Annotated in this window: 21 protein-coding genes, 1 tRNA gene and 1 pseudogene; 15 read left to right on the top strand and 8 right to left on the bottom strand. The window is 28.9% G+C overall.

Annotated features, from left to right (window positions below; all coding sequences use genetic code 11):
• Positions 1-7: 7 nt before the first annotated feature.
• The 3 genes from ABGT36_RS08195 to feoB form a co-directional block, all read right to left on the bottom strand.
• Positions 8-1,618, bottom strand: a complete 1,611-nt coding sequence (locus ABGT36_RS08195) for a nucleoside kinase (RefSeq protein ID WP_346677608.1) — start codon at positions 1,616-1,618, stop codon at positions 8-10.
• A gap of 142 nt (positions 1,619-1,760) precedes the next feature.
• Complete coding sequence (locus ABGT36_RS08190; protein WP_087374966.1) at positions 1,761-2,702, bottom strand: NAD(P)-dependent oxidoreductase; 942 nt, start codon at positions 2,700-2,702, stop codon at positions 1,761-1,763.
• A 119-nt stretch (positions 2,703-2,821) separates the two neighbouring features.
• Positions 2,822-5,170: a ferrous iron transport protein B gene (gene feoB, locus ABGT36_RS08185; protein WP_346677605.1), complete on the bottom strand. Its 2,349-nt coding sequence runs from the start codon at positions 5,168-5,170 to the stop codon at positions 2,822-2,824.
• 243 nt (positions 5,171-5,413) lie between these two features.
• Between feoB and ABGT36_RS08180 the strand changes: the two genes are divergently transcribed.
• The 4 genes from ABGT36_RS08180 to ABGT36_RS08165 all read left to right on the top strand — a co-directional run bounded on the left by ABGT36_RS08180 (position 5,414) and on the right by ABGT36_RS08165 (position 8,780).
• Entirely contained in the window at positions 5,414-6,019 is a 606-nt protein-coding gene (locus ABGT36_RS08180; RefSeq protein ID WP_346677604.1) for a histidine phosphatase family protein, read from the top strand.
• A gap of 139 nt (positions 6,020-6,158) precedes the next feature.
• A complete protein-coding gene (locus ABGT36_RS08175; RefSeq protein ID WP_346677602.1) occupies positions 6,159-6,923 on the top strand; it encodes an EFR1 family ferrodoxin in 765 nt (254 codons plus the stop codon).
• 17 nt (positions 6,924-6,940) lie between these two features.
• Entirely contained in the window at positions 6,941-7,786 is an 846-nt protein-coding gene (locus tag ABGT36_RS08170; RefSeq protein ID WP_346677601.1) for an aldo/keto reductase, read from the top strand.
• A 19-nt stretch (positions 7,787-7,805) separates the two neighbouring features.
• A complete protein-coding gene (locus ABGT36_RS08165) occupies positions 7,806-8,780 on the top strand; it encodes an aldo/keto reductase (protein ID WP_346677599.1) in 975 nt (324 codons plus the stop codon).
• Positions 8,781-8,809: 29 nt separating this feature from the next.
• Here the strand turns inward: ABGT36_RS08165 and ABGT36_RS08160 are convergent, their stop codons facing one another.
• Positions 8,810-9,196 carry a DUF3783 domain-containing protein gene (locus ABGT36_RS08160; RefSeq protein ID WP_087372804.1) on the bottom strand — a complete coding sequence of 129 codons (387 nt, stop codon included), beginning with the start codon at positions 9,194-9,196 and terminating at the stop codon, positions 8,810-8,812.
• A 223-nt stretch (positions 9,197-9,419) separates the two neighbouring features.
• Here ABGT36_RS08160 and ABGT36_RS08155 point away from each other — a divergent pair, with 223 nt between their 5' ends.
• The 6 genes from ABGT36_RS08155 to ABGT36_RS08130 are packed head-to-tail and all read left to right on the top strand — an operon-like array spanning position 9,420 to position 16,027.
• Entirely contained in the window at positions 9,420-10,241 is an 822-nt protein-coding gene (locus tag ABGT36_RS08155) for an ABC transporter permease (protein ID WP_087302914.1), read from the top strand.
• An 8-nt stretch (positions 10,242-10,249) separates the two neighbouring features.
• A complete protein-coding gene (locus ABGT36_RS08150) occupies positions 10,250-11,077 on the top strand; it encodes an ABC transporter ATP-binding protein (RefSeq protein ID WP_087372811.1) in 828 nt (275 codons plus the stop codon).
• Positions 11,078-11,087: 10 nt separating this feature from the next.
• The gene (gene tagD, locus ABGT36_RS08145) at positions 11,088-11,474 is read left to right on the top strand and encodes a glycerol-3-phosphate cytidylyltransferase (RefSeq protein ID WP_087302917.1); all 387 of its coding nucleotides are present in this window, start codon (positions 11,088-11,090) and stop codon (positions 11,472-11,474) included.
• An 8-nt stretch (positions 11,475-11,482) separates the two neighbouring features.
• Positions 11,483-13,699 (top strand): bifunctional glycosyltransferase family 2 protein/CDP-glycerol:glycerophosphate glycerophosphotransferase, encoded by a 2,217-nt coding sequence (locus ABGT36_RS08140; RefSeq protein ID WP_300081533.1) that lies wholly within the window; start codon positions 11,483-11,485, stop codon positions 13,697-13,699.
• Between the two features lie 34 nt (positions 13,700-13,733).
• Positions 13,734-14,912 carry a CDP-glycerol glycerophosphotransferase family protein gene (locus tag ABGT36_RS08135; protein WP_300081530.1) on the top strand — a complete coding sequence of 393 codons (1,179 nt, stop codon included), beginning with the start codon at positions 13,734-13,736 and terminating at the stop codon, positions 14,910-14,912.
• An 8-nt stretch (positions 14,913-14,920) separates the two neighbouring features.
• Positions 14,921-16,027, top strand: a complete 1,107-nt coding sequence (locus ABGT36_RS08130; RefSeq protein ID WP_346677597.1) for a CDP-glycerol glycerophosphotransferase family protein — start codon at positions 14,921-14,923, stop codon at positions 16,025-16,027.
• A 174-nt stretch (positions 16,028-16,201) separates the two neighbouring features.
• Here the strand turns inward: ABGT36_RS08130 and ABGT36_RS08125 are convergent, their stop codons facing one another.
• Positions 16,202-16,858 carry an HAD family phosphatase gene (locus tag ABGT36_RS08125; protein ID WP_087372823.1) on the bottom strand — a complete coding sequence of 219 codons (657 nt, stop codon included), beginning with the start codon at positions 16,856-16,858 and terminating at the stop codon, positions 16,202-16,204.
• 102 nt (positions 16,859-16,960) lie between these two features.
• Between ABGT36_RS08125 and ABGT36_RS08120 the strand changes: the two genes are divergently transcribed.
• Genes ABGT36_RS08120 through ABGT36_RS08110 form a run of 3 tightly spaced genes read left to right on the top strand, consistent with a single transcriptional unit; the run spans position 16,961 to position 18,944 of the window.
• Positions 16,961-17,296 (top strand): type II toxin-antitoxin system PemK/MazF family toxin, encoded by a 336-nt coding sequence (locus ABGT36_RS08120; RefSeq protein ID WP_087302926.1) that lies wholly within the window; start codon positions 16,961-16,963, stop codon positions 17,294-17,296.
• Between the two features lie 49 nt (positions 17,297-17,345).
• A complete protein-coding gene (locus ABGT36_RS08115; protein WP_296883992.1) occupies positions 17,346-18,197 on the top strand; it encodes a DUF975 family protein in 852 nt (283 codons plus the stop codon).
• A gap of 12 nt (positions 18,198-18,209) precedes the next feature.
• Positions 18,210-18,944 (top strand): CPBP family intramembrane glutamic endopeptidase, encoded by a 735-nt coding sequence (locus ABGT36_RS08110; protein WP_087302930.1) that lies wholly within the window; start codon positions 18,210-18,212, stop codon positions 18,942-18,944.
• Positions 18,945-18,966: 22 nt separating this feature from the next.
• On the opposite strand, the gene ABGT36_RS08105 is transcribed toward ABGT36_RS08110, so the two are convergent.
• Both ABGT36_RS08105 and ABGT36_RS08100 read right to left on the bottom strand, forming a co-directional pair.
• Positions 18,967-19,485 (bottom strand): phosphatase PAP2 family protein, encoded by a 519-nt coding sequence (locus tag ABGT36_RS08105; RefSeq protein WP_308698775.1) that lies wholly within the window; start codon positions 19,483-19,485, stop codon positions 18,967-18,969.
• Positions 19,472-20,935, bottom strand: a complete 1,464-nt coding sequence (locus ABGT36_RS08100) for an HAD family phosphatase (RefSeq protein WP_308698776.1) — start codon at positions 20,933-20,935, stop codon at positions 19,472-19,474. The genes ABGT36_RS08105 and ABGT36_RS08100 overlap by 14 nt, the downstream gene beginning before the upstream one ends.
• 106 nt (positions 20,936-21,041) lie before the next feature.
• Between ABGT36_RS08100 and ABGT36_RS08095 the strand changes: the two genes are divergently transcribed.
• A tRNA-Lys gene (locus tag ABGT36_RS08095) sits at positions 21,042-21,117 on the top strand.
• A gap of 653 nt (positions 21,118-21,770) precedes the next feature.
• On the opposite strand, the pseudogene ABGT36_RS08090 reads toward ABGT36_RS08095, so the two are convergent.
• Positions 21,771-22,217 (bottom strand): annotated as a pseudogene (locus ABGT36_RS08090) (IS3 family transposase); the annotation flags it as partial.
• A 249-nt stretch (positions 22,218-22,466) separates the two neighbouring features.
• Between ABGT36_RS08090 and ABGT36_RS08085 the strand changes: the two are divergent.
• On the top strand, positions 22,467-25,064 hold the full coding sequence (locus ABGT36_RS08085; protein ID WP_346677593.1) for a CAP domain-containing protein: 2,598 nt from the start codon (positions 22,467-22,469) through the stop codon (positions 25,062-25,064).
• Positions 25,065-25,538: the final 474 nt, after the last annotated feature.

Below are 25,538 nucleotides of genomic sequence, written 5' to 3'. Positions count from 1 at the left end.
TTTAATATTATTCAAAAATACTATTTCCTACAAACTCAGCTAATATTGAAACTTGAGGGACTTCTACTTTAGCGCTGACAAAATAATCTAATAGTTTATTTAATCGATTTGCTTCAAGATATTCTTTTTCACCAGTGCCAATTTGTGATAACAATTTTTGGGCGATTGGTTTTAATATCGCTAATTCATAAACCATCGAAGTATTAAATATGTAGTCAGCTTCTTCTTGATATGGATAAATATACTTATCTTCACCATTTTTGACATTTTGCCAACGGCTAATAGTTTCTTTAGCACTAGAATTTCTAAATTGAAAATCACGAACAATACGTCGAATTAAGCGATAATCAGAGGTTGCAATTCGATTATGATCATCATAATTTAAATGGGTCAAAGCATTAATATAAATTTTAATTTTGGCAGTATTTGGAATATAGAAAGATGTTCGAGGATTTAGACCATGAATACCTTCAATTATTAAAATCTGACCTTCTTTTAATAAAATTTCTTGATCATTATATTCTCTTAACCCGGTTTTAAAATTATAATGAGGCAAGCATACTGGTTCATGATAGATTAATTTTAACATGGTTTCATTGAATAATTTTAAATCAACTGCCTCAATATTTTCATAATCATAGCTACCATTAGGTAATTTGGGAGTATCTTTGCGATTTAAATAAAAATCGTCCATCGATAATGTAACAGGTTGCATACCTAATATTTTTAAATGAATACCTAGACGTTTAGAAAACGTCGTTTTCCCAGCCGAACTTGGTCCCGCTATTAATATTATTTTGACAGTATCTTTTCTTTGAACAATATTATAGGCAAGTTCAGCTAATTTTTTTTCAATCATTGCTTCAGACATTAACATTAATTCATTTATATTACCTTGAACAATTTTTTCATTTAGTTTAGCGACAGTAGGAACACCAATTAATTGACCCCAATCTTCATACTCTTTCATTATTGTAAAAAGTTTAGAATATTCTAGTTGAACATCATATTGACCTAAACGAATGCCGGGAGCAAAAAATTGTAAAGAAAAATGATTTAAATAAGAAGTATCAGGAAGCATAAAACCATAAAAATAATCACTAAATCCTTCTAATGTATAGACACTACAGTTTTCTTTTTTTCGATAGTGTAATAATTCAGCTTTATCTTCTAATCCATGTTGTTTAAAAAAATTAATAGCTTCTTCTTTTGGTAAACTGCAATGAGTAATTTTAGATTTTTTTGTAACTAGTTTTTGCATTTGCAGTTTAATTTTCTCAACATCTTTAGGGGTTAAATGATTTTCTTTTTCAATTGTACAATAAAGTCCATCTTGAAAAGTAAATTCAACAGTAATTTTAGCGTCATTAAATAACTGCTTAGTAGCAACAATAAATAAAAAAGTTAAAGTGCGTTCATAGATTTGTTTACCCGTTATACTAGAAGCTAATATCCATTCTATAGTAGTATCCTTATCAATTATTTCTTGTAGTGGCTTTAATTTACCATTAACAATTCCTGCATATATTTTTTGATTTATAAAATATTCTTTTGCAATTTGCTCTAATGTTGTTGTCTGGTTAATGTTTATAATTTGTTTATCGACAATGAGTTTCATTTTATCACTCCTTGATTTTAATGTACCACATTTAAGGAAAATTTTTAATGAAAAAGTAAGATATTTATATTGTCATAGTTATTTTGTGATAATTTTTATTAAAATAGATTTTAAAATAAAAATCGATTTTTTAGATCGATTTTTAGACTTTATTTATATGTTGTCCTTTTAACCAGGCATAAAGATTATCAAAAACTATATCAGCTCTTTGAATCATTGATTCTTCTGAAGCAAAAGCAATATGAGGAGTAACAATAATATTAGGACAGTTTAGTAAAGGATGTTCTTTAGTCAATGGTGGTTCATTTTCAAAAACATCACAAGCTGCTCCAGCGATAGTTTTATTTTTTAAAGCTTCAGCTAGCGCAAGACTATCGATTACACCACCACGAGCTGTATTGATTAAAATAGCTTGTTTTTTCATTAATTTTAATTCATTTTCACCAATCATTCCTGTAGTTTCTGGTGTTAAAGGGCAGTGTAAAGAAACAATATCTGATTGTTGTAACAAGGTTTGTAAAGATACTTGTTTATCAATGTATGGATCGTTAACTTGACTGCGACTATAAGCTATTACATGACAGCCAAAAGCTTTACAAAGCTGGGCTGTTTTTTTACCAATCGCACCAGCACCAATAATACCTACAGTTTTATTGTTTAAAAGATTACCAATAAGACCGTCTTTAGTACCAGCTTGACGACATCTTTGTTCAACTTCACGAACATGTCTTAATAGTTGAATCATAAAACTAATACATAATTCACTGACAGCTTGAGTAGCATACCCGGAAGCATTGCTTACAGCAATATTTTTATTTTTTATAACATCCATTGGTAAATGATCAACGCCGGTAAAGGCAACATCAATATATTTTAATTTAGGAGCACTTTCAATTACTTGTTTATCTAATGGCATATTTGCAAGCATTAATATATCAGCGTCTTGACAGCGCTCAATTAAAATATTTATATCATTACTTTTTTGATAAGCTATAAAGGTGTGACCCATTGATTTTAGTTTTTCACTATGTTGATCAATAATTTGTTTTGAAACACCTAAGTCTTCTAATAATACAATTTTCATATTTATCATATCTCCTTTATTTATTGGTTTAATTGTATCACAAAAATCAGTTGATAATAAATTGAATAGAAAAAAATTGAAGTGAACTTCAAAAGTTGAAAACACTTCAATTCCTTGTTTTATAATATTATTATACCAATAGTATATACTAAAAATGCAGCAACCCAGGCAATTAAACACTGACCAAAGACAACTAATATAGCCCATTTACCGCCAAGCTCTCTTTTAATTGAAGCAATAGCAGCTACACATGGTGTATAAAGCAGACAGAAAATTAATAAACTTAGTGCTGCAAGCGGTGATAGTGCACTTACTAAATTAGCTGTAGATTTAAATAAAATAGAAATAGTTGAAACAACACTTTCTTTAGCCATAAAACCAGTAATTAAAGCTGTAGAAATACGCCAATCACCAAAGCCAAGTGGGGCAAAGATAGGGGTAATCCAGCTAGCAACCATTGCTAAGATACTATCTTGTGAATTAGTGACAAGATTTAATTTAGTGTCAAATGTTTGTAAGAACCAGATTACAATTGTAGCGATAAAGATAATTGTAAAAGCCCTTTGTAAAAAATCTTTAGCTTTTTCCCATAATAACTGTGCTACGTTTTTAGCACTAGGTAAGCGATAGTTTGGTAATTCCATTACAAATGGGACCGCTTCACCTTTAAATAAAGTTTCTCGCATTAAAAGAGCTACTAAAATACCAACCAGTATTCCGATAAAATAAAGACCAATCATAAATATAGCTCCATGTTTTGGGAAAAATGCCGCCGTGAAAAAAGCATATATTGGCAGTTTTGCAGAACAGCTCATAAATGGTGTTAATAAAATTGTCATTTTACGATCTCTTTTAGAAGGAAGAGTTCTACTTGCCATAACCCCAGGAACAGTACAGCCAAAACCAATCAACATAGGAACGATACTTCGTCCAGATAATCCTAACTTTCTTAACAATTTATCCATGACAAAGGCAATTCTAGCCATATAGCCACTATCTTCTAGTAATGATAAGAAAAAGAATAGGGTAACAATTGTTGGTAAAAAGCTAAGAACACTACCGACACCATTAAAGATACCGTCGATAATTAGTGAATGTAAAACTTCATTTACATTGGCGTTGATTAAAGCAGTGCTAGTTAGCTCTGTTAAATAACCAATTCCCATTTCTAACAAGGTTGATAGACCAGCTCCAATAACGTTAAAAGTTAACCAGAAAACTAAAGCCATTATGACAATAAAAGCTGGAATTGCAGTATATTTACCAGTTAGAATTTGATCGATTTTCATACTGCGTAGATGTTCTTTGCTTTCTTTTGGCTTGATAACTGTATTATCGCAAACATTAAAAATATAATGGAAACGCATATCGGCAATAGCTGCTAAACGATCTAAACCACGTTCAGATTCCATTTGGGTAACGATATGTTCAAGCATTTCTTTTTCATTTTGGTCTAGTTTTAATTGTTCTAAAACTAGTGGATCTCCTTCAGCTAATTTACTAGCAGCAAAACGAACAGGAATATTTGCTTTTTTTGCATGGTCTTCAATTAAATGCATGATTGCATGTAAACAACGGTGAACGGCACCACCGTGGTCATCAACATCACAAAAATCTTGACGACAAGGACGTTCTTGATATTTTGCAATATGAATTGCATGATCGATTAATTCTTGAATCCCTTCATTTTTTGCCGCCGAAATTGGAACTACAGGTATTCCAAGCATCTCTTCCATTTCATTAACAAGAATGGAACCACCGTTTTCATGAACTTCATCCATCATATTTAATGCTAAAACCATAGGAATATCTAATTCCATTAATTGCATTGTAAGATAAAGATTTCGCTCAATATTAGTAGCATCTACAATATTAATGATACATTTAGGATGTTCTTCTAAAATAAAACGTCTAGTAACAATTTCTTCACTTGAATAAGGTGATAGAGAATAAATACCTGGCAAATCAGTTACTAAAGTATTTTTATAACCTTTTATTTTACCATCTTTACGATCAACCGTTACTCCAGGAAAGTTACCAACATGTTGTGAAGAACCAGTTAATTGATTAAAAAGAGTAGTTTTCCCACAGTTTTGATTTCCAGCTAATGCAAAAGTTAATAATTCATTTTCATCTAAAGGATTTTCTTCACTTTTAAGATGATATTTGCCATCTTCTCCAAGTCCAGGATGAAAGATTTGTTTTATATTTTTAGGCTGTTTAGGCCTTGATTGTTTATCATGGATATTTTCAATAGTAATTTTATTAGCATCGTCGTTTCGTAATGTTAATTCATAACTATGGATTCTAACTTCGATTGGATCACCCATTGGAGCATGTTTAACCATTGTTATTTCACTATCAGGAATTAATCCCATATCTAATAAATGTTGACGTAAATCTTGATTACCATCAACGGAAACAATTGTTGCTGTTTTGCCGATTGGTAAATCTTTTAATGTTTTCATATTAACCTCCTTAATATAATGACTATATTAAATGTTATTTTTCGATTTCTTTAATAAAAGTAGTATAAAATTATCAATTTATTTAGTCAAGACTTAGTGATAGAAGATATTTGTTTGTTAGTACTTTTAAGTAATAAAATTAGCTATCAAATTAAAAAAATATTTAATTTGTGCTATGATATAGTAGGATGCGGTCAATTTTGGATACATGATGGCTTATTAATTTAATAGGAGTGTAAAATAATGAAAAAAACTTTATATTTAATGCGACATGGACAGACTTTGTTTAATATGCAACATAAGATTCAAGGATGGTGTGATGCACCGTTAACACAATTAGGTATTGAACAAGCAAAAATTGCTGGTAAATATTTTAAAGATAATAATATCACTTTTGATCATGCTTATTCTTCAACTTCAGAAAGGGCAAGTGATACTTTAGAAATTGTTACTGATGGTAAAATGCCTTATACTAGATCAAAAAAATTAAAAGAATGGAATTTTGGTTCATTTGAAGGGAAAGACGAGTTTTTAAATCCTAAATTCCCATACGGTGATTTCTTTGTTCAATTTGGTGGTGAAGGTGAACAAGAATTCCAAGATCGAATTTCTCAAGCGTTATTAGAAATAATGCAAAAAGAAGATCATCATGTTGTCTTAGTTGCAAGTCATGGAGCAGTATGTGGAAGCTTTATGCGCAAGTGGTTAGCAACTAGCAAAGTTGAATATAAAGCTGGAATCGGTAATTGCGCTATCTATAAGTATGAATTTGAAGATGACGTTTTTACTTGTGTTGATATTATTAAACATGACTTCAGTCATTTATTTAATGATGTAATTGGGAAGTAAACAGCTTTTACTATGCGGCTAATTAATAGTACAATGTCAAATCGATATTGTACTTTTTTTATTGGCTTTTATAAAATTAAAGTAACAAAAGTGATATTAATCTATTAGGTTAAATATTTAATAATTAGGAGGAAAAAGAATGTTATTTTATTTTACAGCGACGGGAAATAGTTTATATGTTGCTAAGCAATTTGATCAAGAGCCAATTAGTATCCCCCAGGTAATTAATCAAGACAATTTAGTATTTGAAGATGAGACAATAGGTGTCGTTTGGCCAGTTTATGCTGGAGAACCACCAAAAATGGTTTTAAACTTTTTGAAAAAAGCACTATTTAAAACAGATTATTTTTATATGATCTTAACTTATGGTAAAGATGATAGCGATGCTCCAGAGTATATAAATAATTTATGTAAAGAATTTGGTTTACATGTTGATTATATTAACTCAATTTTAATGGTTGATAATTATCTACCTTCATTTGATATGAATGATCAAATGGCAATGGACAAACAAGTAGATAAACAAATTGAAAAAGTATTGGCAGACTTAAAAGTTAGAAAGAAAGAAATTCCAGTTGCCAGTCAAGAAAGCCGTGATTTTCATCAAAGAGCAGCTAAAATTTTTGCTGAAAATCCAAGTTTAATTAATGGAGAACAAATTAAAGTAACTGACAAATGCGTTGGTTGTGGAATTTGTGTGCGGGTTTGTCCAATTGCTAATTTTTATGTTGAAAATGGAAAAGCTAAAAGACATAGTGAAGTTTGTGAATTTTGTTTAGCATGTGCTCATAACTGTCCACAAAAAGCAATTATTACAAGTATCTCTGATAAAAATCCTAATGCAAGATATCGCAATGAACATATTAGTTTGCAAGAAATAATCAAAGCTAATCAACAAAGCTAGAAAAGGAGGATAAAAATATGGAGTTTGTAACATTAAATAATGGTGTAAAAATGCCTAAAGTTGGATTTGGAGTATACCGGATCAAAGATCACAAGCAATGTAAACAAGCAGTATTAGATGCAATTGATGCTGGTTATCGTTTGATTGATACTGCACAATCTTATGGAAACGAAGAAGCCGTAGGCAAAGCAATTCAAGAAACATCAGTTCCAAGAAATGAATTGTTTATTACAACTAAAGTATGGGTCACTAATTATGGATATGAAAAAACAAAAGCTTCAGTAGAAGAATCTTTAAAGAAAATGCAATTAGATTATATTGATTTAGTATTATTGCATCAACCATTCAATGATTACTATGGAGCATATAAAGCATTAGAAGATTTATATAAAGAAGGAAAAATCAAAGCAATCGGTGTATCAAATTTCTATCCTGATCGTTTAGTTGATTTAGTTTTATATAGTGAAGTAAAACCAGCTGTAAACCAAGTAGAAGTAAATGTATTCCATCAACAGATTGAAGCTCAAACATATAATGAAAAATATGGTGTTCAAATGGAAGCATGGGCGCCATTTGCTGAAGGAAGAAATAATATGTTTACAAATCCAGAATTAAAAGCAATTGGTGATAGATATGGCAAAACAGTTGCCCAAGTAATTTTAAGATGGTTAGTACAAAGAGGAATTGTACCACTAGCAAAATCAGTTAAAAAAGAAAGAATGCAAGAAAATATTGATATCTTTGATTTTGAATTGAATTATGAAGATATGGAAATAATTGAAAGTATGAATCGTAATAAAAGCTGTTTCTTTGATCATTATAATGCAGCAACAGTAGAAATGATTGCTGGACTAGATCGTTAATTATAAAAGGAGAATTTTAATGAGAAAACAAAAATTAGGTAAAGATTTAGAAGTGTCTGCAGTTGGTTTAGGATGTATGGGAATGACTCATGCATATGGTAAACCAGCCAACAAAGAGGAAATGAAAAAATTAATTGTTCAAGCAGTTGAACAAGGATGTAATTTCTTTGATACTGCTGAATGTTATGTGGCAGAAAATGAAGATGGTACTATTGAATATAATGAAGAATTAGTTGGTGAAGCATTAGCACCTTATCGTGATCAAGTTATTATTGCAACAAAATGTGGGGTTCATCATCAAGGTACAAATCTTGTAATGGATGCTCGTCCAGAAATAATAAAAAAAGCAATTGAAGGAAGTTTGAAACGATTAAAAACTGATTACATTGATTTATATTATTTACATCGTATTGATCCTAATGTACCAATTGAAACAGTAGCTGAAACAATGAAAGAACTAATGGAAGCTGGAAAAATTAGATATTGGGGTATTTCTGAAGCTGATGAAGATACAATTAGAAGAGCTCATGCAATTTGTCCATTAACAGCAATTCAAAACCGTTATTCTATGATGTATCGTGATTATGAAACATTATTCCCAGTTCTTGAAGAATTAAATATTTCTTTAGTTGCTTTTTCACCACTAGCCAATGGTTTATTATCTGATGCTTATAATAAAGATGTTAAATTTACTGATAAAGATGACTTTAGAACAAGAATGCCTCAATTTACACCTGAAGCATATGATGCTAATCAAGAATTAATGGAAATGATTAGAACAATTTCTAAAGAAAAAAATTGTACCCCAGCTCAACTTTCATTAGCATGGATGATCAATAAAAAACCATATATTATTCCAATTCCAGGGACTCGTAAAAGTAACCGTTTAAAAGAAAACTTAGAATCAGCTAATGTTTATTTAACTGAAGAAGAAGTTGCCAAAATTGATTCTTTATTAGATAAAGTGCCAATGTCTGATTTATATGGACGTTAAAAAAAGCCAAAATAATTTTGGCTTTTTTGTTAATTAGTTTGTTTCATACCAGTAAATTCTAAATATTCTTTTTTAACATTTTCTAAAAGCTGTTTAAAAGTCCAGTCTATATTAGTTTTTGTAACAATCGCCTTTAAAGGAATAAATGGAATATTTGCTTCTTTGAAGATTTGTAATAAAATATCAACTTGTCCGTCTTCAAAACCGGCTAAAACCATCATATCATCATGAGGAATAGACGTTAAAGCTTCTGTTCCTCGCTGGTAATCTTCAATACCTAAAATATAACCAATAGGACTCATTAAATCACTAGTTTTAACAATTATTACTTCAACATTTAATTTTTCTAATATTGAAATAATGGCTTTTCCCGCTTCAGTTTTATCAATATTATATAATAATACAGTTTCTTGCATAATTATTGCCTCTCTTTCGTAAATAAGGTTATCATATTTTATTTATAGATTCAACTAAGATGATTTATTTGCAAAATAGTGCTAATAAAAGTAATGATTTCAATGCAAAAAATCTGAAAATATCTTTTATTTTTGTAAAAAATTATGTTATTTTATATTGTAATATAATTGTGCTATAATTATAATGATATTGTTGTAAATTAAAGTAGCTTGGAGGTATAAGATGCTAAAAAGTATAAAATATGTTCTAAAAGAGAATTTTAGTAATTTATTTAGAATATATTCTATTTCTAAATATGAACTACTATCAGATATGCGAGATTCAAAACTTGGAATCTTTTGGAATTTTGCAAATCCTTTTATTCAAATTTTAACTTATTATTTTGTTTTTGGATTTGTAATGAATCGAAATGCTGTTGATGGCTTTCCATTTATTCAATGGATGTTAGCTGGGATGGTAGTCTGGTTTTTTATTAATCCATGCATAACTCATGGAGCTAATGCGATTTTTTCAAAAATTGGAGTTATTACTAAAATGAAATTTCCAGTTAGCGTTTTGCCGGCTACTGTTGTCTTAAAAGAATTATTTAATCATGCTTGTATCATGATTTTATTAGTACTGTTTTATTTTACACAAGGTATATATCCTTCTATACACTGGTTGGGTTTAATATATTATTGTTTTGCAGCATGTTGTTTTGCAATCAGTCTAGCAATGGTAACATCGGTTTTAAATATGATTGCTCGTGATACTAGAAAGTTAATTCTTGCTTGTATGCGTTTGATTTTATATTTAACACCAATCTTGTGGCCAATTTCTCGTTTTAGTGGACAAACACCTTTATTTAATTTTATTCGTTTTATAATGAATATTAATCCAATCTATTATATTGTTTGTGGATATCGTGATTGCTTTTTATATCATTATGGATTTATGCATTATTGGAAACAAATGAGTGTGTTCTGGTTGATTACAATTGTTTTATTTGTAATTGGATGCATGATGATGTATAAATTTAAACATAAGATTATTGATTTGATTTAGGTGATAAAATGGAAAATTATGCTATTAAATTTGAACATGTTTCAAAAATATATAAATTAAAAAAGAAAAATACTGGTAAAGGGAAAAGTAATGAAGCAAAACGCTTCTATGCTTTAAAAGATATTAGTTTTGAAATTCCTAAGGGTGAGGTTGTTGGGATTTTAGGAACTAATGGTTCTGGAAAGTCAACTTTATCACTTATTTTAGCTGGTATTAGTGAGATAGATGAGGGTGTTATGCATATAAATGGTGAACAGTCTTTAGTTGCAATCAATACTGGTTTAAATAAGCAGCTTACTGGTTTGGAAAATATTAATGTTAAAGGTGCTTTATTAGGACTTTCGAAAAAGAAAATTCAAGAAATCATCGATGGTGTTATTGAATTTGCAGAACTTGGTGATTTTTTGTATCAGCCTGTAAAGAAATATTCTAGTGGTATGAAATCCCGACTTGGATTTTCGATTTCAATTTATTTGGATCCTGATATTATTATTGTTGATGAGGCTTTATCAGTAGGTGATAAAGGTTTTGCTCAAAAATGTTTGAATAAAATGAATGAGCTAAAAGATAAGGGAAAAACAATTATATTTATTTCCCATTCATTACCTCAAGTAAGAAAGTTTTGCCAAAGTGCCATGTGGATAGAAGGTGGCATGCTTAAAGAATATGGGGAAGTTAACGAAGTATGTGATCATTATGGTGAATATGTAGACTATTACAATAGTCTTTCTAATAAAGAAAAAGCAAAAATCAGAGATAAAAAATTTGAAAAAAGAATTGTCCAAAACCCACAGATTAGTTTTTGGGAAAAAGTTATAGATCGCATAAAAGGATAGGTGAATTAAAATGAAGAAGGTAATTACATATGGAACATTTGATCTATTTCATGTAGGTCATTTGAATATTTTAAAAAGAGCTAAAGAGTTAGGTGATTATTTAATTGTTGCTGTAAGCAGTGATGCATTTAACGCTCAAAAAGGAAAAAAAGCATATCATAGTGAACAAGATCGTAAATTAATTTTAGAGGCTATTAGATATGTTGATGAAGTCATTCTTGAAGAATCTTGGGATCAAAAGATAAGAGATATTCAAGAACATGATGTTGATGTATTTGTTATGGGTGACGATTGGAAAGGAAAATTTGATTTCTTAAAAGATTATTGTGAAGTTGTTTATTTACCACGTACAGAAGGTATTTCTACAACTAAAATAAAAGATGATTTACATAAGTAGGTAAAAAGATGAAGTTAAGTATAATTATTCCTTACGATCGTTATGAACAATATTTATATGATTGTTTAGAAAGTATTAGTGAACAAAATCTAGATGATTTTGAAACATTATTAATAGCTAGTAAAAGCGCTAAAATTGATCAACAAATTCAAGAATATCCTGTTAATTTAAAAATTATTACGGTAGAAGATGGCTTAAATGTCGCTAAAAAACGTAATATTGGATTAGAAAATGCTTGTGGTGAATATATTTATTTTATTGATTGGGATGATTATTTAATGCCAGGATCATTAAATGCTTTATTAACACGAGCTAGTCAGGATAATTTAGATTTAGTTACTGGAATTCGAAAAGTTACCTGGTTTAAAAAGAAAGTTTTTGAAACTATGGGTGATGAAAAGAACAACGAGTTGAATCTAAAAGATAAAGATCATGATCTTGATAATAAATTTCTTGAAAAGGAATATAATGAAGATAATTATAGTGAATATGCTACTGATATTTTAATAAGAACTAGACATGCAATTAGAAATATATCAGTTTTGAATATTTTAATTAAAGCACAATTAATCAAAGAACATCAATTGCGATTCAATGAAGATTTTAATTATTATTGTGATGCACCATTTGTAGTGCAGTTATTAAATTTTGCTCGCAGTTTTGATCGTGTTGATCAAGCTATTTATGTAAAAAGAAAGCACAATGATCCAATTAATAATCCAGCATTATCTCAGATAAAAGATTCAGAAAATAAATTTGATGAATTTATAGCTGCTTATCGTTATTGTGCGGCTATTATTCCACCAGAAAGCTATATTCGTTATTATCTGGATTCAAAAATGTTGCGTTATTATACTAAATTTTTTGCTCGAAAGATTCGTCGTAGTAAAAATGATTTATGGCGCACAGAGCGCTTTGAAGTAATGTCTGAAGTTTTAAAAAATATTCAGCCTCGATTATTATCTAAATGTTCTCGTTACAGTAAAAAGATCGTTAACGCTTGTATCAATAAAGATTTAGCGACTGTAAAAAGAGCGGTGAATCGTCATCTTGCAAAAATCAAATTTAAGAAAATTCTTAAAAATAAAAACGAGATGAACAAATATCTTTATCAACATAAATATATTAATAAACCAATTAAAGAAAATTTAATTATGTTTGAAACATTTATGGGAAAAAGTTATGCTGATTCACCTAAATATATCTATGAATATCTAGGGAAAAATTATCCAGGTAAATATGAATTTGTTTGGGTTTTAAATGATCCTCATGAAAAGTTACCATACGGTGGTAAAATTGTAAAAAGATTTACACGTGAATATGCTTATTATTTAGGGGTTAGTAAATACTTTGTTTTTAATATTCGTCAGCCATTATGGTTTAGAAAACGTGAAGAACAAGTATTTTTAGAAACCTGGCATGGAACACCGCTAAAACGATTAGCATTTGATCAAGAAGAAGTAACTGCTGCTTCACCAACTTATAAAGCACAGTTTTATCGTCAAAAGAAAGAATGGGATTATTTGATTGCCCCAAATAAATTTTCTAGTGATATTTTTAAAAGCTGTTTTATGTACGATGGTAATATGTTAGAAACTGGATATCCTCGTAATGATTTATTATCTGCTAGTAATCGTGATGAAATAGCATTAAATTTAAAGAAAAAACTTGGAATTCCTTTAGATAAGAAAACTATTTTATATGCACCAACCTGGCGTGACGATGAATATTATGGAAATGGTAGATATAAGTTTAAATTGAAGTTAGATTTAGATTTATTGAAAAAAGAATTAGGAGATCAATATGTTGTGTTGTTAAGAACACATCATTACATTGCTGATAATTTAGATGTAACAGGTTTAGAAGATTTTGCATTTAATTTAAGTAAATATGATGATATTACTGAAATATATTTAATTAGTGATATTTGTATTACTGATTATTCTAGTGTTTTCTTTGATTATGCTAATTTAAAAAGACCGTTATTATTTTATACCTATGATTTAGATAAATATCGTGATGTATTACGAGGTTTTTATATTGATATGGAAACTGAATTACCAGGTCCGTTAGTATTTTCTAGTGAAGAAGTGGTTGACAAAATTAAAAATATTGATCAGTTAAATGCTGATTATCAAGAAAAATATCAACAATTTTATCAACGCTTTTGTTCATGGGAAGATGGCAATGCTAGTAAACGTGTTGTTGAAGAAGTGTTTAAATAAGGGGCAATACCCCTTATTTTTATAGGAGGAAAAAATGAAGCTGATAAAAAAATTTTTAGGAAAAATGATACGTATAATTTATCGCTTAGGATATCGTTTTATTCCTTGTGATAAAAACACGATTTTGTTTATTTCTTTTCATGGTCGTGGTTATTCTGATAATCCGATGGCCTTACATCAATATATGACGGCACATCAAGAATATCAAAAATATCGTTGCATTTTTGCAATAAAACATCATCGAAAAAAGAATATCCAGATACCAAATGCTAAGATTATTGAATATTTTAGTATACCATATTTCTTTTATTTAGCCCGCAGTAAATATTGGATTTCTAATTGTAAATTACCAAAGTATGTCTTAAAGAAAAAAAATCAAATATATTTACAAACTTGGCATGGTACACCGCTAAAAAAATTAGCTCATGATATTGAAGTTCCTGAAGGAACAACTTTTTATCGTAGTGAAATGTCAGTTGAAGAAATGCGTTCAACTTATGATAATGATGTAAGTAAATATAATTATATGATTAGCCCTAGTAGTTTTACTACTGAAGTATTTCAAAGTGCGTTTGCTATTAATAAAGAAAGATTAATTGAAACAGGCTATCCTCGTAATGATATTTTATCTAATTATACTGAGGATGATGTTATAAAAATTAAAGCTAAATTGAACTTGCCTAAAGATAAAAAAATTATTTTATATGCGCCAACCTGGCGTGATAATTCATATAATTTAAAAGGTTATACTTTTAAGCTTGAAGTTGATTTTAAAAAATGGCAGCAAGTTTTACAAGATGAATATATTGTATTATTTAAGCCGCATTATTTAATTGTAAATGATTTTGATTTAGAAGCCGTTAAGGATTTTGTTTATTTTATCGATCCTCAATCAGATATTAGTTCATTATATCTAATTGCTGATGTTTTAATAACTGATTATTCAAGTGTTTTCTTTGATTATGCAATTTTAAAAAGACCAATTTATTTCTATATGTATGATTTAGATAGTTATCGTGATGAATTAAGAGGTTTTTATTTAGATATTTATAATGATCTTCCTGGTGAAGTTATTGAAAATGAAGATGATCTTTTATATAAAGTTGCCAATCATTGTTATGATTATTCAAAACTAGAAGTATTTAACCAGCGGTTTAATAATCATGAAGATGGAAATGCAAGTAAACGTGTTGTTGAAATATTATTTAAGTAGGTGAGAAAATGGGAATAAAAAAGATTATAATTTATATTATTCTTAAAATAAGTAATATTTTTGTAAGTCGTTTTTCTATTAAGCAAAATCAAATTGCATTTGTTTCGCTAGAATCTAATCATTTAGAAAGTGATTTAAAGATTATTTATGATGGTCTTAAAAATAAAAAAGATTATGATTTAAAAACAGTATTAATAAATTATAATAAGAAATCATTGATAAATAATTTTTTGTACATGTTAAATTGTATCAAACAAATATATGTTATAAACACTTCAAAATTAGTTTTAATTACTGATAATAACTATGTTATAAGTAATTTTAAACGAGAAGGGGTAACTGTTATTCAAGTCTGGCATGCAACTGGAGCAATTAAAAAATTTGGAAATGCGATTAAGCGTGAATATCCAATTAGAAATTATGATTATGTCATAAGTAATAGTGATTATTGGAAAGAACCATATTATGAAGCTTTTGCGGTAAGCAAAGATCATGTAATTACTACGGGGATGCCACGTGTTGATCATTTAAATGATGATAATTATTTAAATACTACTAAACAAAAACTGATTAGTAAGTACCCTGTTTTAGAAAATAAAAAGATAATTTTATATGCACCAACATTTAGAGGAAATATTTATCAAGGTTTTAAAGCAGTAGATTTTGATGCTACAAAAGTTTTAAATGCTTTAGGTGATGATTATGTTTTAATTTATAAATTCCACCCTTTATTGTTAAAAGCAAAATTACAAGATGATAAACGGATCATAAATTTAAATCATGAAGATACTCATGATTTATTTACAGTTAGTGATATGCTGATCTCTGATTTTTCTTCGATAATCTTTGATTATTCTTTATTAAATAAACCGATGTATTTTTATGTTCCGGATTTAGATGAATATTTGAAGACATTAGGATGTTTTGTTGATTATAGTCAAGTGATGCCAGGGGCAATTTGTAAAAATGAAACTGAATTAATTGATGCTATTAAGGAAAATAAAAGCTATGATATTAAAGAATTTAGTCAAATGTTTTTTAAATATCAAGATGGAAAAAATAGTGAACGAGTTATTCAATTAATTGATCAGATAATGAATGATGTAGTAAAATAATTTAAGATTATTAATTTATAAGTGTTGATAAAAAGATTAGGATTTGTAGACATACAGTATGCTAATCTTTTTTGTTTAAATTTGCATCAAAAATAATAAGAAGGAATCGATTATGAAATGAACCTCCATTATTTGGGGATCCAAATAACGGGGCTCATTTCAATTAATTCCTTCTTATTTATTGTTTTCTTCTAAAAAATCTTTTACCTGGAATAAGTTATCCATAATTTTGTAAGTCATTTTAACATATTTTTCTTCAGGATATTTCATATCAGGAATCCCGATTACTTTTATCTCAGCATTATAAGCGGCATTGATACCTGATTCAGAGTCTTCTAAAACTAAGGCATCTTGTGGTGATACTTGTAGTTTTTGACAAGCTTTTAAGAATACTTCAGGATTTGGTTTTCCTTTTGTTACTTCATCACCGCAAATAGAATCATCAAAATATTGATCGATTTGGGCTTGTTTAACAATTAAATCAACTCGATTACGATGAGAACTTGTTGCAATAATTGTTTTATAATTATTTTCTTTTAAATATTTTAATAATTCAACTAGTCCTGGTTTTAAAGGTACGCCCTCAGTTTCAAAACGTTTAGCAATATAAGCATGAACATCTTTAATAATTTGGTCAACATCATATTGTGGACCATAATCTTCTTTAAATAAATCATGAACAGCTTTTACTGGTTTTCCTAAAAGCGTTTTGTATTTTTCTTCACTCATTGTTAGGTTTTCTTTAGCTAAAACATGTTGATACCCCTCAAAGGTTACACGTTCGCTGTCAATCATTAAACCATCCATATCAAAAATTACTGCTTTTATCATTTTTGTTTACCTCCATATTGATAAGATAATCATACCATATAACTCTTTTATTGGGTATAAAATTTATCTTTAATCATATATTGCAATAAAGGAGTTGTTGTTATGATACATAGAGGGGAAATCTATTATGCTGATTTATCACCAGTTGTAGGAAGTGAACAAGGTGGATATCGACCAGTAATAATATTACAAAACAATAAAGGCAATCGTTATTCAACAACAGTTATTATTGCACCGATATCATCAAGGTTAACTAAAAATCCTTTGCCAACCCATGTTATGTTAGAGACGGGGTCATTAGAAAAAAAGAGTGTTGTATTATTAGAACAGATTAGAACGATTGATAAAAAGCGAATTAAAGAAAAGGTTGGAAAAATTGATAATCGAATTATGAAACAGATTAATCAAGCTATAAAAACTAGTTTAGACATCAAATAATTCCCTTTAATGCTATTATTTGATATAATAATAACATGGAGGGATTAGTATGAATGTTCGTGATATAAAGACCAAGGCTAGAAGTATGATTGCTACTAATCGTAGTAGTATTGTAATGATATTTTTATTTATTGGTATCATGATGGTTGCTATAAATTATTTAATTCAATTAATTGGAAGTAGTATTCCGTTTTTGATAACTATATTGGGCTTTTTGATTTTACCGTTTTCACATGGAAAAGTAGTAACTGCTTTAAAAACAGTTAATGAACGAAGTGATGAATTATCAATAGAACAAGATGGTTTAGTTGGGATAAAAAGGTATAAAGATTTATTTTTTACTTATTTTATTAAAGAATTATTGCTGTTATTTTTATTGATGTTAGTTCTTTTAATTATTGCTCTGGTTTCAAAGTTAATAATTGGCGATGCTGCCTTTAATAGTATTATATCGTTTATTATGCAATCAGGATTTGAAACAACAGATATTAGTACTATTTTAAATGATCCAAAAATGGTTACAGTGATAGAAAATATTGGTAATATCTTTTTTTGGGGTAGTATTGTGTTGATAGTTGTTTTAATAATGTATTCATTATATTTTGCTTTAACACCATATTTATTAGAAAAATACAATATAAAGGGTGCTAAGGCGATGAGTGAATCAGCTCGATTAATGAAAGGGCATAAATCAACTTTAGTAGTACTATATCTTTCTTATATTGGCTGGTATTTTTTAGCGGTACTTATTATGACTGTTGTTACAATGATTATTCCAGTACCAATTATTGTAGATGTACTTACGACAATTGTAGGTGTTTATTTATTTACAGCTGAACTAGAAGTATGTAAAGCAGTATTTTTTGAAGAAATTGATTTAGAAGATAAAAACCAGATTTAGCGGGGTGTTAATTTGAATTTGATTGAAACAGTGAAGTTAAATAATCGGCAAAAAGCAATTGGGGTAATTCTTCTTTTTCCCTGGTATTTGTATTTTGCACCGACAATTTTGAATTTTTTAATAAATCTTTATTTAATGTATATTAGCAATGCTTATTCAGCTGATTTTGTAAATATTATTTATAATATGTTAATAGGGATTGCTTCGGCTATACCGATAATATTTGTTTTAAAAGATTTCTTAATTGAAAATTGGAAAATCTTTAAAGATAAATTTTTAGAAAATATTATTTGGGTACTTACAATCGGTTTAGTTGTATCTTATGGGTTAGCTTTCGTTGGTACAGCTATTGAAACTTTGATTTTAGGATCTCAGGCTTCTGATGCTACTAATCAAGTATTTGTAGAATCATTAGTGAAATCTAATCTGCCATTAATGTTTATCCAAAGTGTTATTTTAGCTCCTTTTGTTGAAGAAATGTTATTTAGAGGGGTTATTTTCAATACATTAAGGCAAAAAAATAAAGTTTTAGCGCATATACTTTCAGCATTTTTGTTTGGTTTATTACATGTTTATACTTACATTCTTGCAGGGGACATGACTGAATGGATTAAGCTGATTCCATATATGGCAACAGGGTTATCACTTTCTTATGTATATGAAAAAAGACAGACGATTTTTGCGTCTATCTTGTTACATATGGCAAAGAACTTGATTGCGGTTTTAAGTATTGGATTATTAATTTAGTGCCAGTTTTTGGCACTTTTTTTTATATTAACATAACAATTACTCCTACTAAAATACCTAAAATCATTCCAAAAGTAACATCACTTAAATAATGGACAAACAGATATAATCTAGAAAATGCCATTATAAAAGCGAAGATCATAAAAATTACTCCTGCTTTAGGAAATAAAAAACATACTGTCGTTGCACAAGCAAAGCTTGAAGTAGTATGTCCAGATGGAAATGAATAGTCATTAGGAATAGCTATTAACATGTTTACATCTGTAAATGTATGACAAGGACGTTTTCTTTTTACAAGTGATTTAATAGTTACTTGACCAATGATTGTTGAAGCGAGTAGGGCTGTTAACATTCTTTGGGCAAGAAAACGAGTTTGACTATGAAGACTCAATATTAAAATTAAGCCAAGCCAAATCATTCCAAAATCACCAATTCCAGTGATCAGTATCAAGATCTTATTTAGAAAATGGTGATGATAGTATTTTAAAAAATAGTGTGATGTTTTTACATCTATTTCTTTAATTTTATTAATTATCTTCATTTTCGACTCCGATGTTTTTAATTAATCGATAAACTAATTTACATATATAAATAATGATAATATTAAATATAATGGCAAAAAGAAGTTCTATCGCTAAAGTTGATAAAAACTGATTTCCAGCAGTTATTGTTGAATAATCAGGAACTAGGCTAATTAAGCTATTTAAACCGTTAAAAATCAATTTAAATGGTGCTAAAGCAATAGTAATATATAATTCAATGATTTTACTTACAATACTAGCACCAATACCAGGACCATTAATAAAATCTTCAAAACCAACATAAAGTAATAATGCTATAAATGATACTAAGGCATCAATAATTAAAGTATAGCCAAAATCAGCAAGTTTTGATCCGATAGTTTTTTCTTTTTCTATTTGTAGTTTTTCTTGTTTGTTTTCTTCAATATTTTCGTTAGAAACATTTCCATTGATCTGGTCAATTAAATTATTGACTTCATTTAAATCAGTACTAATAGAAGTTTTTGTATTTTTTTGATTTTTTAATAATGATGATAAATCATTGTTTTTTTTATTTATAGAAGAATCTTTGTTGGATTCGTTATTTGAATATTCTTTAAAAAAACTAGGTTCTATTATTGGATAATCATCTTCACTTACAATTTGTCCTAAAAAATAATGATATGTATCGCGTACTAATTCAATTAATTGTTCATCATTTTTATATTCTTCTAATAAATGATGATAGGTTTGATTTAAGGTTTCTAAATCCATATCTTTAGACATGCCAAGTAATGGTGAATAAATTTCCATAGTATCATATGGTGAAAACAAAAAGACATTAATAACGTCAAAGTTGTTTTTAGCAATTTTAAAAACACGAGGAATTACTGTCTCATTGGCACTGCATAAATCATTAAGATAGATTACATTCATTAATATTTGATTTCCGGCTGATAATAAACTTGGAAAATTGGCAACTAACATTGCTTCGCTAGGTTGACAATCTAATTGTTCTAAAGTGGTTGTTAAGACAGCTGGATCAGGTAAGCCAGGTAATTCACTATCGCCACCAATGATAAAATCAATTTGATTATATAATTTTGTTAATTGTAAATATCTAATAGCACTTTTTATTTTATGGGTTGATAAAACAGCAACTTTTATTTTTCTTTGATTAAAGAAATGTAATAATTCTTCAGTACCTTCCTTTTTTATAGCATCAGGTTTTAATTTTGCGTATTCAAATAAATCACGTTCAATAACGTTATTAATTTCTTCACTGCTATAATTTTTACTAATAGGGAATTGTTGATACATTGTTTTCATATTACCTAAAGAATCTTCAAATTCTTTTTTAGTAATATTATAATTATGTTTTTTACATATTCTTTTGAAATAGTTAAAACGAAGCCGATTTAAATCTAATAAACCGCCATCTAGTGGAATTATAACTACTTTTATATTATTAACCGTTTGTTTGTAAAACATTGCCAAGTCACCCCATTCATTGATTAATTATATCATAGCTATTTAGTTTTTTCATTATTTTTCACTTGCTTTTCTTATAAGGTTGATGTATTATAATATTTGTCATCTCTCCTTAGCTCAGCTGGCAGAGCAACTGACTCTTAATCAGTGGGTCTAGGGTTCGAATCCCTAAGGGGAGACCATTATAAATACTATGAGATTATCAAAATCTCTTGAAACCCTCATTCTAGAGCTGATTCTAGTTGAGGGCTTTTTGTTTATCTTGTGTTTTTGCCACATTTTTTGTCAAAAATACTGTTTACAGTGTCTAATTTATGCTTTTCCTGGATATGAGTGTAAATGCTCATAGTAGTATTGATATTACTATGTCTCATTAGATCATGCGAAGTTTCTAAATCAATATTATTGATTGTCGGTATTGTGATACAGGTGTGTCTTATTATATGAAAATTAAATGGAGTAATGATATGTTTCACTAAATTAGACAATTTTGGGTCATATGCATCGATAATAGCCTATGCCAGTGCAACTTTTTTAGGATTACGTTTTATTCTTGCCATATTCATATATCTCTTCTTTTTTTATTATAACATAGATATAAATAAAAACTGTGAAGCTGAGCCGTACGCTCTCAACTTATACAGTTTATTTTACACTCTCAAAATAACAGATACAATTTTCTTACAGAAATGACATTATAAATCTTTTATATGTTTCTCTTCTCATACTCTTTTGTCCCAGAATGGGGAACTTGGATAGGTTACACTAAATTGTAACAGTTCTCTTAGAAACTGTCCAATTTAGTGTGGATTGTCAACACTTTTTTGGACAATTTCTATGAGAACATTCTAAATTCAACAGGTGTTTTATAGTCAAGTGAACCATGTATCCTGATATTATTATACCAGTTTACATAATCAAATAATTCCAGTTCTAACTCTTCTAAACTATCAAACCTTTTATTAAATGCAAATTCTGTTTTTATAATTTTATATGTTGCTTCAGCTACCGCTTTATCATACGGACATCCTTTTGTGCTTAGTGATCTGGTTATATTAAATGTTTTTAATGCTTTTTCAATTTCTTCATTTTTAAATTCACTTCTACGATCACTACTATACCGAATTCGGCATAGTTAGTATGAAACAAATCTATCTTACTTAAATCATATTTTATTGAATAAAGTGCCTTTTCAACTGGTTTGGCATTTTTATTTTTTTCAGCTGCATATCCTACAATCTCTGTTATACAATTCTAACATCAGACATACATAATTCCATTTGCTATCTGTATTTACTAATATTGGCTCGTTGTTATTAGATCTAGGTTTTTAATTGTTATTTATCACAATTAATATTGTTAAATCATGGGAAAAATATAGAAAAATATCGATAAAATATATAAAATTTGTGATATGAGTGTTATAATATTTATATGCAATAGTTGTGATATATATATTATTTTAATAGTTGGGTTTATACATTGTATAGTACAATTGTTGTTCAAAAAATATTTTTGAGAAGGGAGGAAAATGCAAGGTTATACTTGCGAACAGATGAAAAAGATTAAATTTTTATTATCATTACTGGTTTCTTTTACTGTATTAGCGTATATGACACCATTATCAGTTAAGGCGCAAAATACAGATAGTACAGAATTATATATAGAAGCCAATTACAATCAGTCTGAAGCACGAAGAATGCTAGGTATGATTAATGACTGGAGGACAGGTGATGATGCTTGGATATGGGATGAAAAAAACGAGAATAAAATTTACTATAATACAAGCTCAAATAACACTTTACAGCCACTTGCATATGATTATGCTTTAGAACAGATTGCTATGCAACGTGCCGCAGAAATTGCTTTAAACTATGATCATATTAGGCCAGATGGAACAATTTGTTTTACTGCAGAATATGAAGGAGTAAATTCATATGGTGAAAATATAGCAATTGGAACATATGGAAATGCGGAAGTTTATTTTGAACAATGGCAAGAAACTAACGAGTTATATGATGGTCAGGGACACCGAAGAAACATGTTGAATCAAGGATTCAATGCAATAGGTATAGGGTATGCCGAAGTAAATGGTGTTAAATGCTGGGTTCAAGAATTTGGAATGTATAAATCTAATATTCCAGAAATACCAGTATATGACGGTTTGCGACATGTGCCTGTTGTAATTGCCGATATGTATCACCCTGAATCTATTGTTAAAAGTTTGAATCAAAAAATTGATGTAGAAATTGGGAAAACAGTCGATATTCCTGCTGTTAAGTTAGGCATAGAAACAGATGTATCAATTGGATGGTTTGGACCTGATGGAATTCCTATTACAGTAGTACCTGATTTAAGTACTAATAGTGATATTATAACTATATCAAACGGTAAGATAACAGGATTGAAAGTTGGAGTTACAACATTTAGTGCAAATGTTTATGGATGCACAATTAACTATACTATTAATGTATTAGCATGTAGCGAACATACCTGGGATGATGGTCAAGTTACAAAAGAACCATCTTGTAGTGAACAAGGTATTATGACATATACTTGTACTGCATGTGGTACAACAAAAACTGAATTTATACCTAAAACTGAACATACCATAGTAGTAGATGAAGCTAAAGCCCCAACCTGTACTACTTCAGGTTTAACAGAAGGTTCCCACTGTTCTGTTTGCAAAGAAGTTATCAAGAAACAGGAAATAGTGCCTGCAACAGGACATGAGTATGAAGTAATTAATCGTGTTGAATCGGAATTTCCTTGTGGAGGAGATTTGGTTACATATAAATGTAAATATTGTGAGGATTCATTTAAACAAACAGAAGGTTCAGGACATATTTGGGAAAATGAATATACAATTGATAAAGAACCTACTTGTACAGAACCGGGTTCTAAGTCTAAACATTGTATTTATGGATGTTCAGAAGTAACAGATGTTGTTGAAATTGATCCATTAGGTCATAGTTTTACAAATTATGTATCAGATAATAATGCGACTTGTACAAGTGATGGAACTAAGACAGCTAAATGCGATCGTTGCGATAAAACTGATACTATCGTAGATAAAGGTTCTATGTTGTCACATCACGGTGGGGAAGCAACCTGTACAAAACGAGCAATCTGTGAAGGCTGTGATCAGGAGTATGGTGAAGTCAATCCGAATAATCATGTTAAAACGCAGTTAATTAATCAAAAAGAAGCCACATGTACCGAAGAAGGCTATACTGGTGATACTATATGTAATGAATGCAAAGAAATTGTTGTAGAAGGAATGGTAATAGAAGCTACTGGTCATGATTACAAAATAGTAAATAGAGTAGAATCTGAATTGCCTTGTGGTGGAGAAATAGTTACATATACATGCAACAATTGTAATGATACATACACAGAAACAATTAACGGTAAACATCTATGGTCTGATGATTATAGTGTAGATAGACCAGCAACATGTACAGAAGATGGATTAAAATCAAGACATTGTTTATACGATGGATGCACTGCTGTTACTGATAGGATAACTATAGAAAAACTAGGACATGATTTTGTAAATTATATACCAAATAATGATGCAACCTGTGAACATGATGGTACTATGATAGGAAAATGCAGTCGCTGCGATGAAACTGATACAATTGTAGATGAAGGTTCAAAATTACCACATCAAGGTGGAGTAGCTACTTGTACAACACTTGCTGTTTGCGAAAAATGTGGGAATCAATACGGCGAAGTTGATCCAAATAATCATATTAAAACACAGTTAATTAATCAAAAAGAAGCAACATGTACAGAAAATGGATATACTGGTGATACGGTATGTACAGGATGCAACGAAGTTTTAAAGAAAGGTACAGTTATTGAAAGTGCAGGACATCAATATAAAGATGGTATTTGTACAGTATGTGGTGCAAAAAAACCTAGCACAGTAATACCTATAGATCCTAATAATCCAACTGACTCTGATAAAAGTGAAAATTCACAAAATGTTACTAATACTGATATTAAAAAAGCTAATTCAGTAGCTACAGGTGATGATAGTGAATTAGTTGCATATGGAATGTTAGCTATTGCAATGTTAGGATGTATTTGTTTAGCTATTCGTAATATAAAAAAAGAATATTAAAATAGTTATATAAAATGCCGGTATGTATTATCATATCGGTATTTTTATAAGAAAGTAATCGACATCTTCTTAAAATAATTAATAGGAGATTTATGTAAGAGTTGTAAAAACGTAAGAATATGAAATACGGATTTGTTAAGAAAAAATATGTAAATTAATTTAAATGTAAATAGTTTATATATGGTGTTATTTATTTTATTAATATTTATAGATAACATATTGTATATAAATTGATAATTTTTGTTTAGTTTTCTACTTAAGTGATTATTATCTTATTTAATATAAAATAGAGTTGAACTAGTCAATATTATATTTTTAATACAATCATGAAAAGGTACATTATAGAATTATTTATGAAGATATCAAATTAGAAGATAAAAGCCACATATTTTTTGTACCGGGAAATTTAAAAGCTGATGATAGATAATACTATAGAGTATTTTAAAAAAGTTATTAAGCTAGAAGTTGGTAATT

The sequence above is a fragment of the Erysipelatoclostridium sp. An173 genome (assembly GCF_963931465.1).
Taxonomy (GTDB): domain Bacteria; phylum Bacillota_I; class Bacilli_A; order Erysipelotrichales; family Coprobacillaceae; genus Thomasclavelia; species Thomasclavelia merdavium.
The sequence above is the reverse complement of the archived record's forward strand: the minus strand, read 5'-3'. Positions and strand labels throughout refer to the sequence as shown.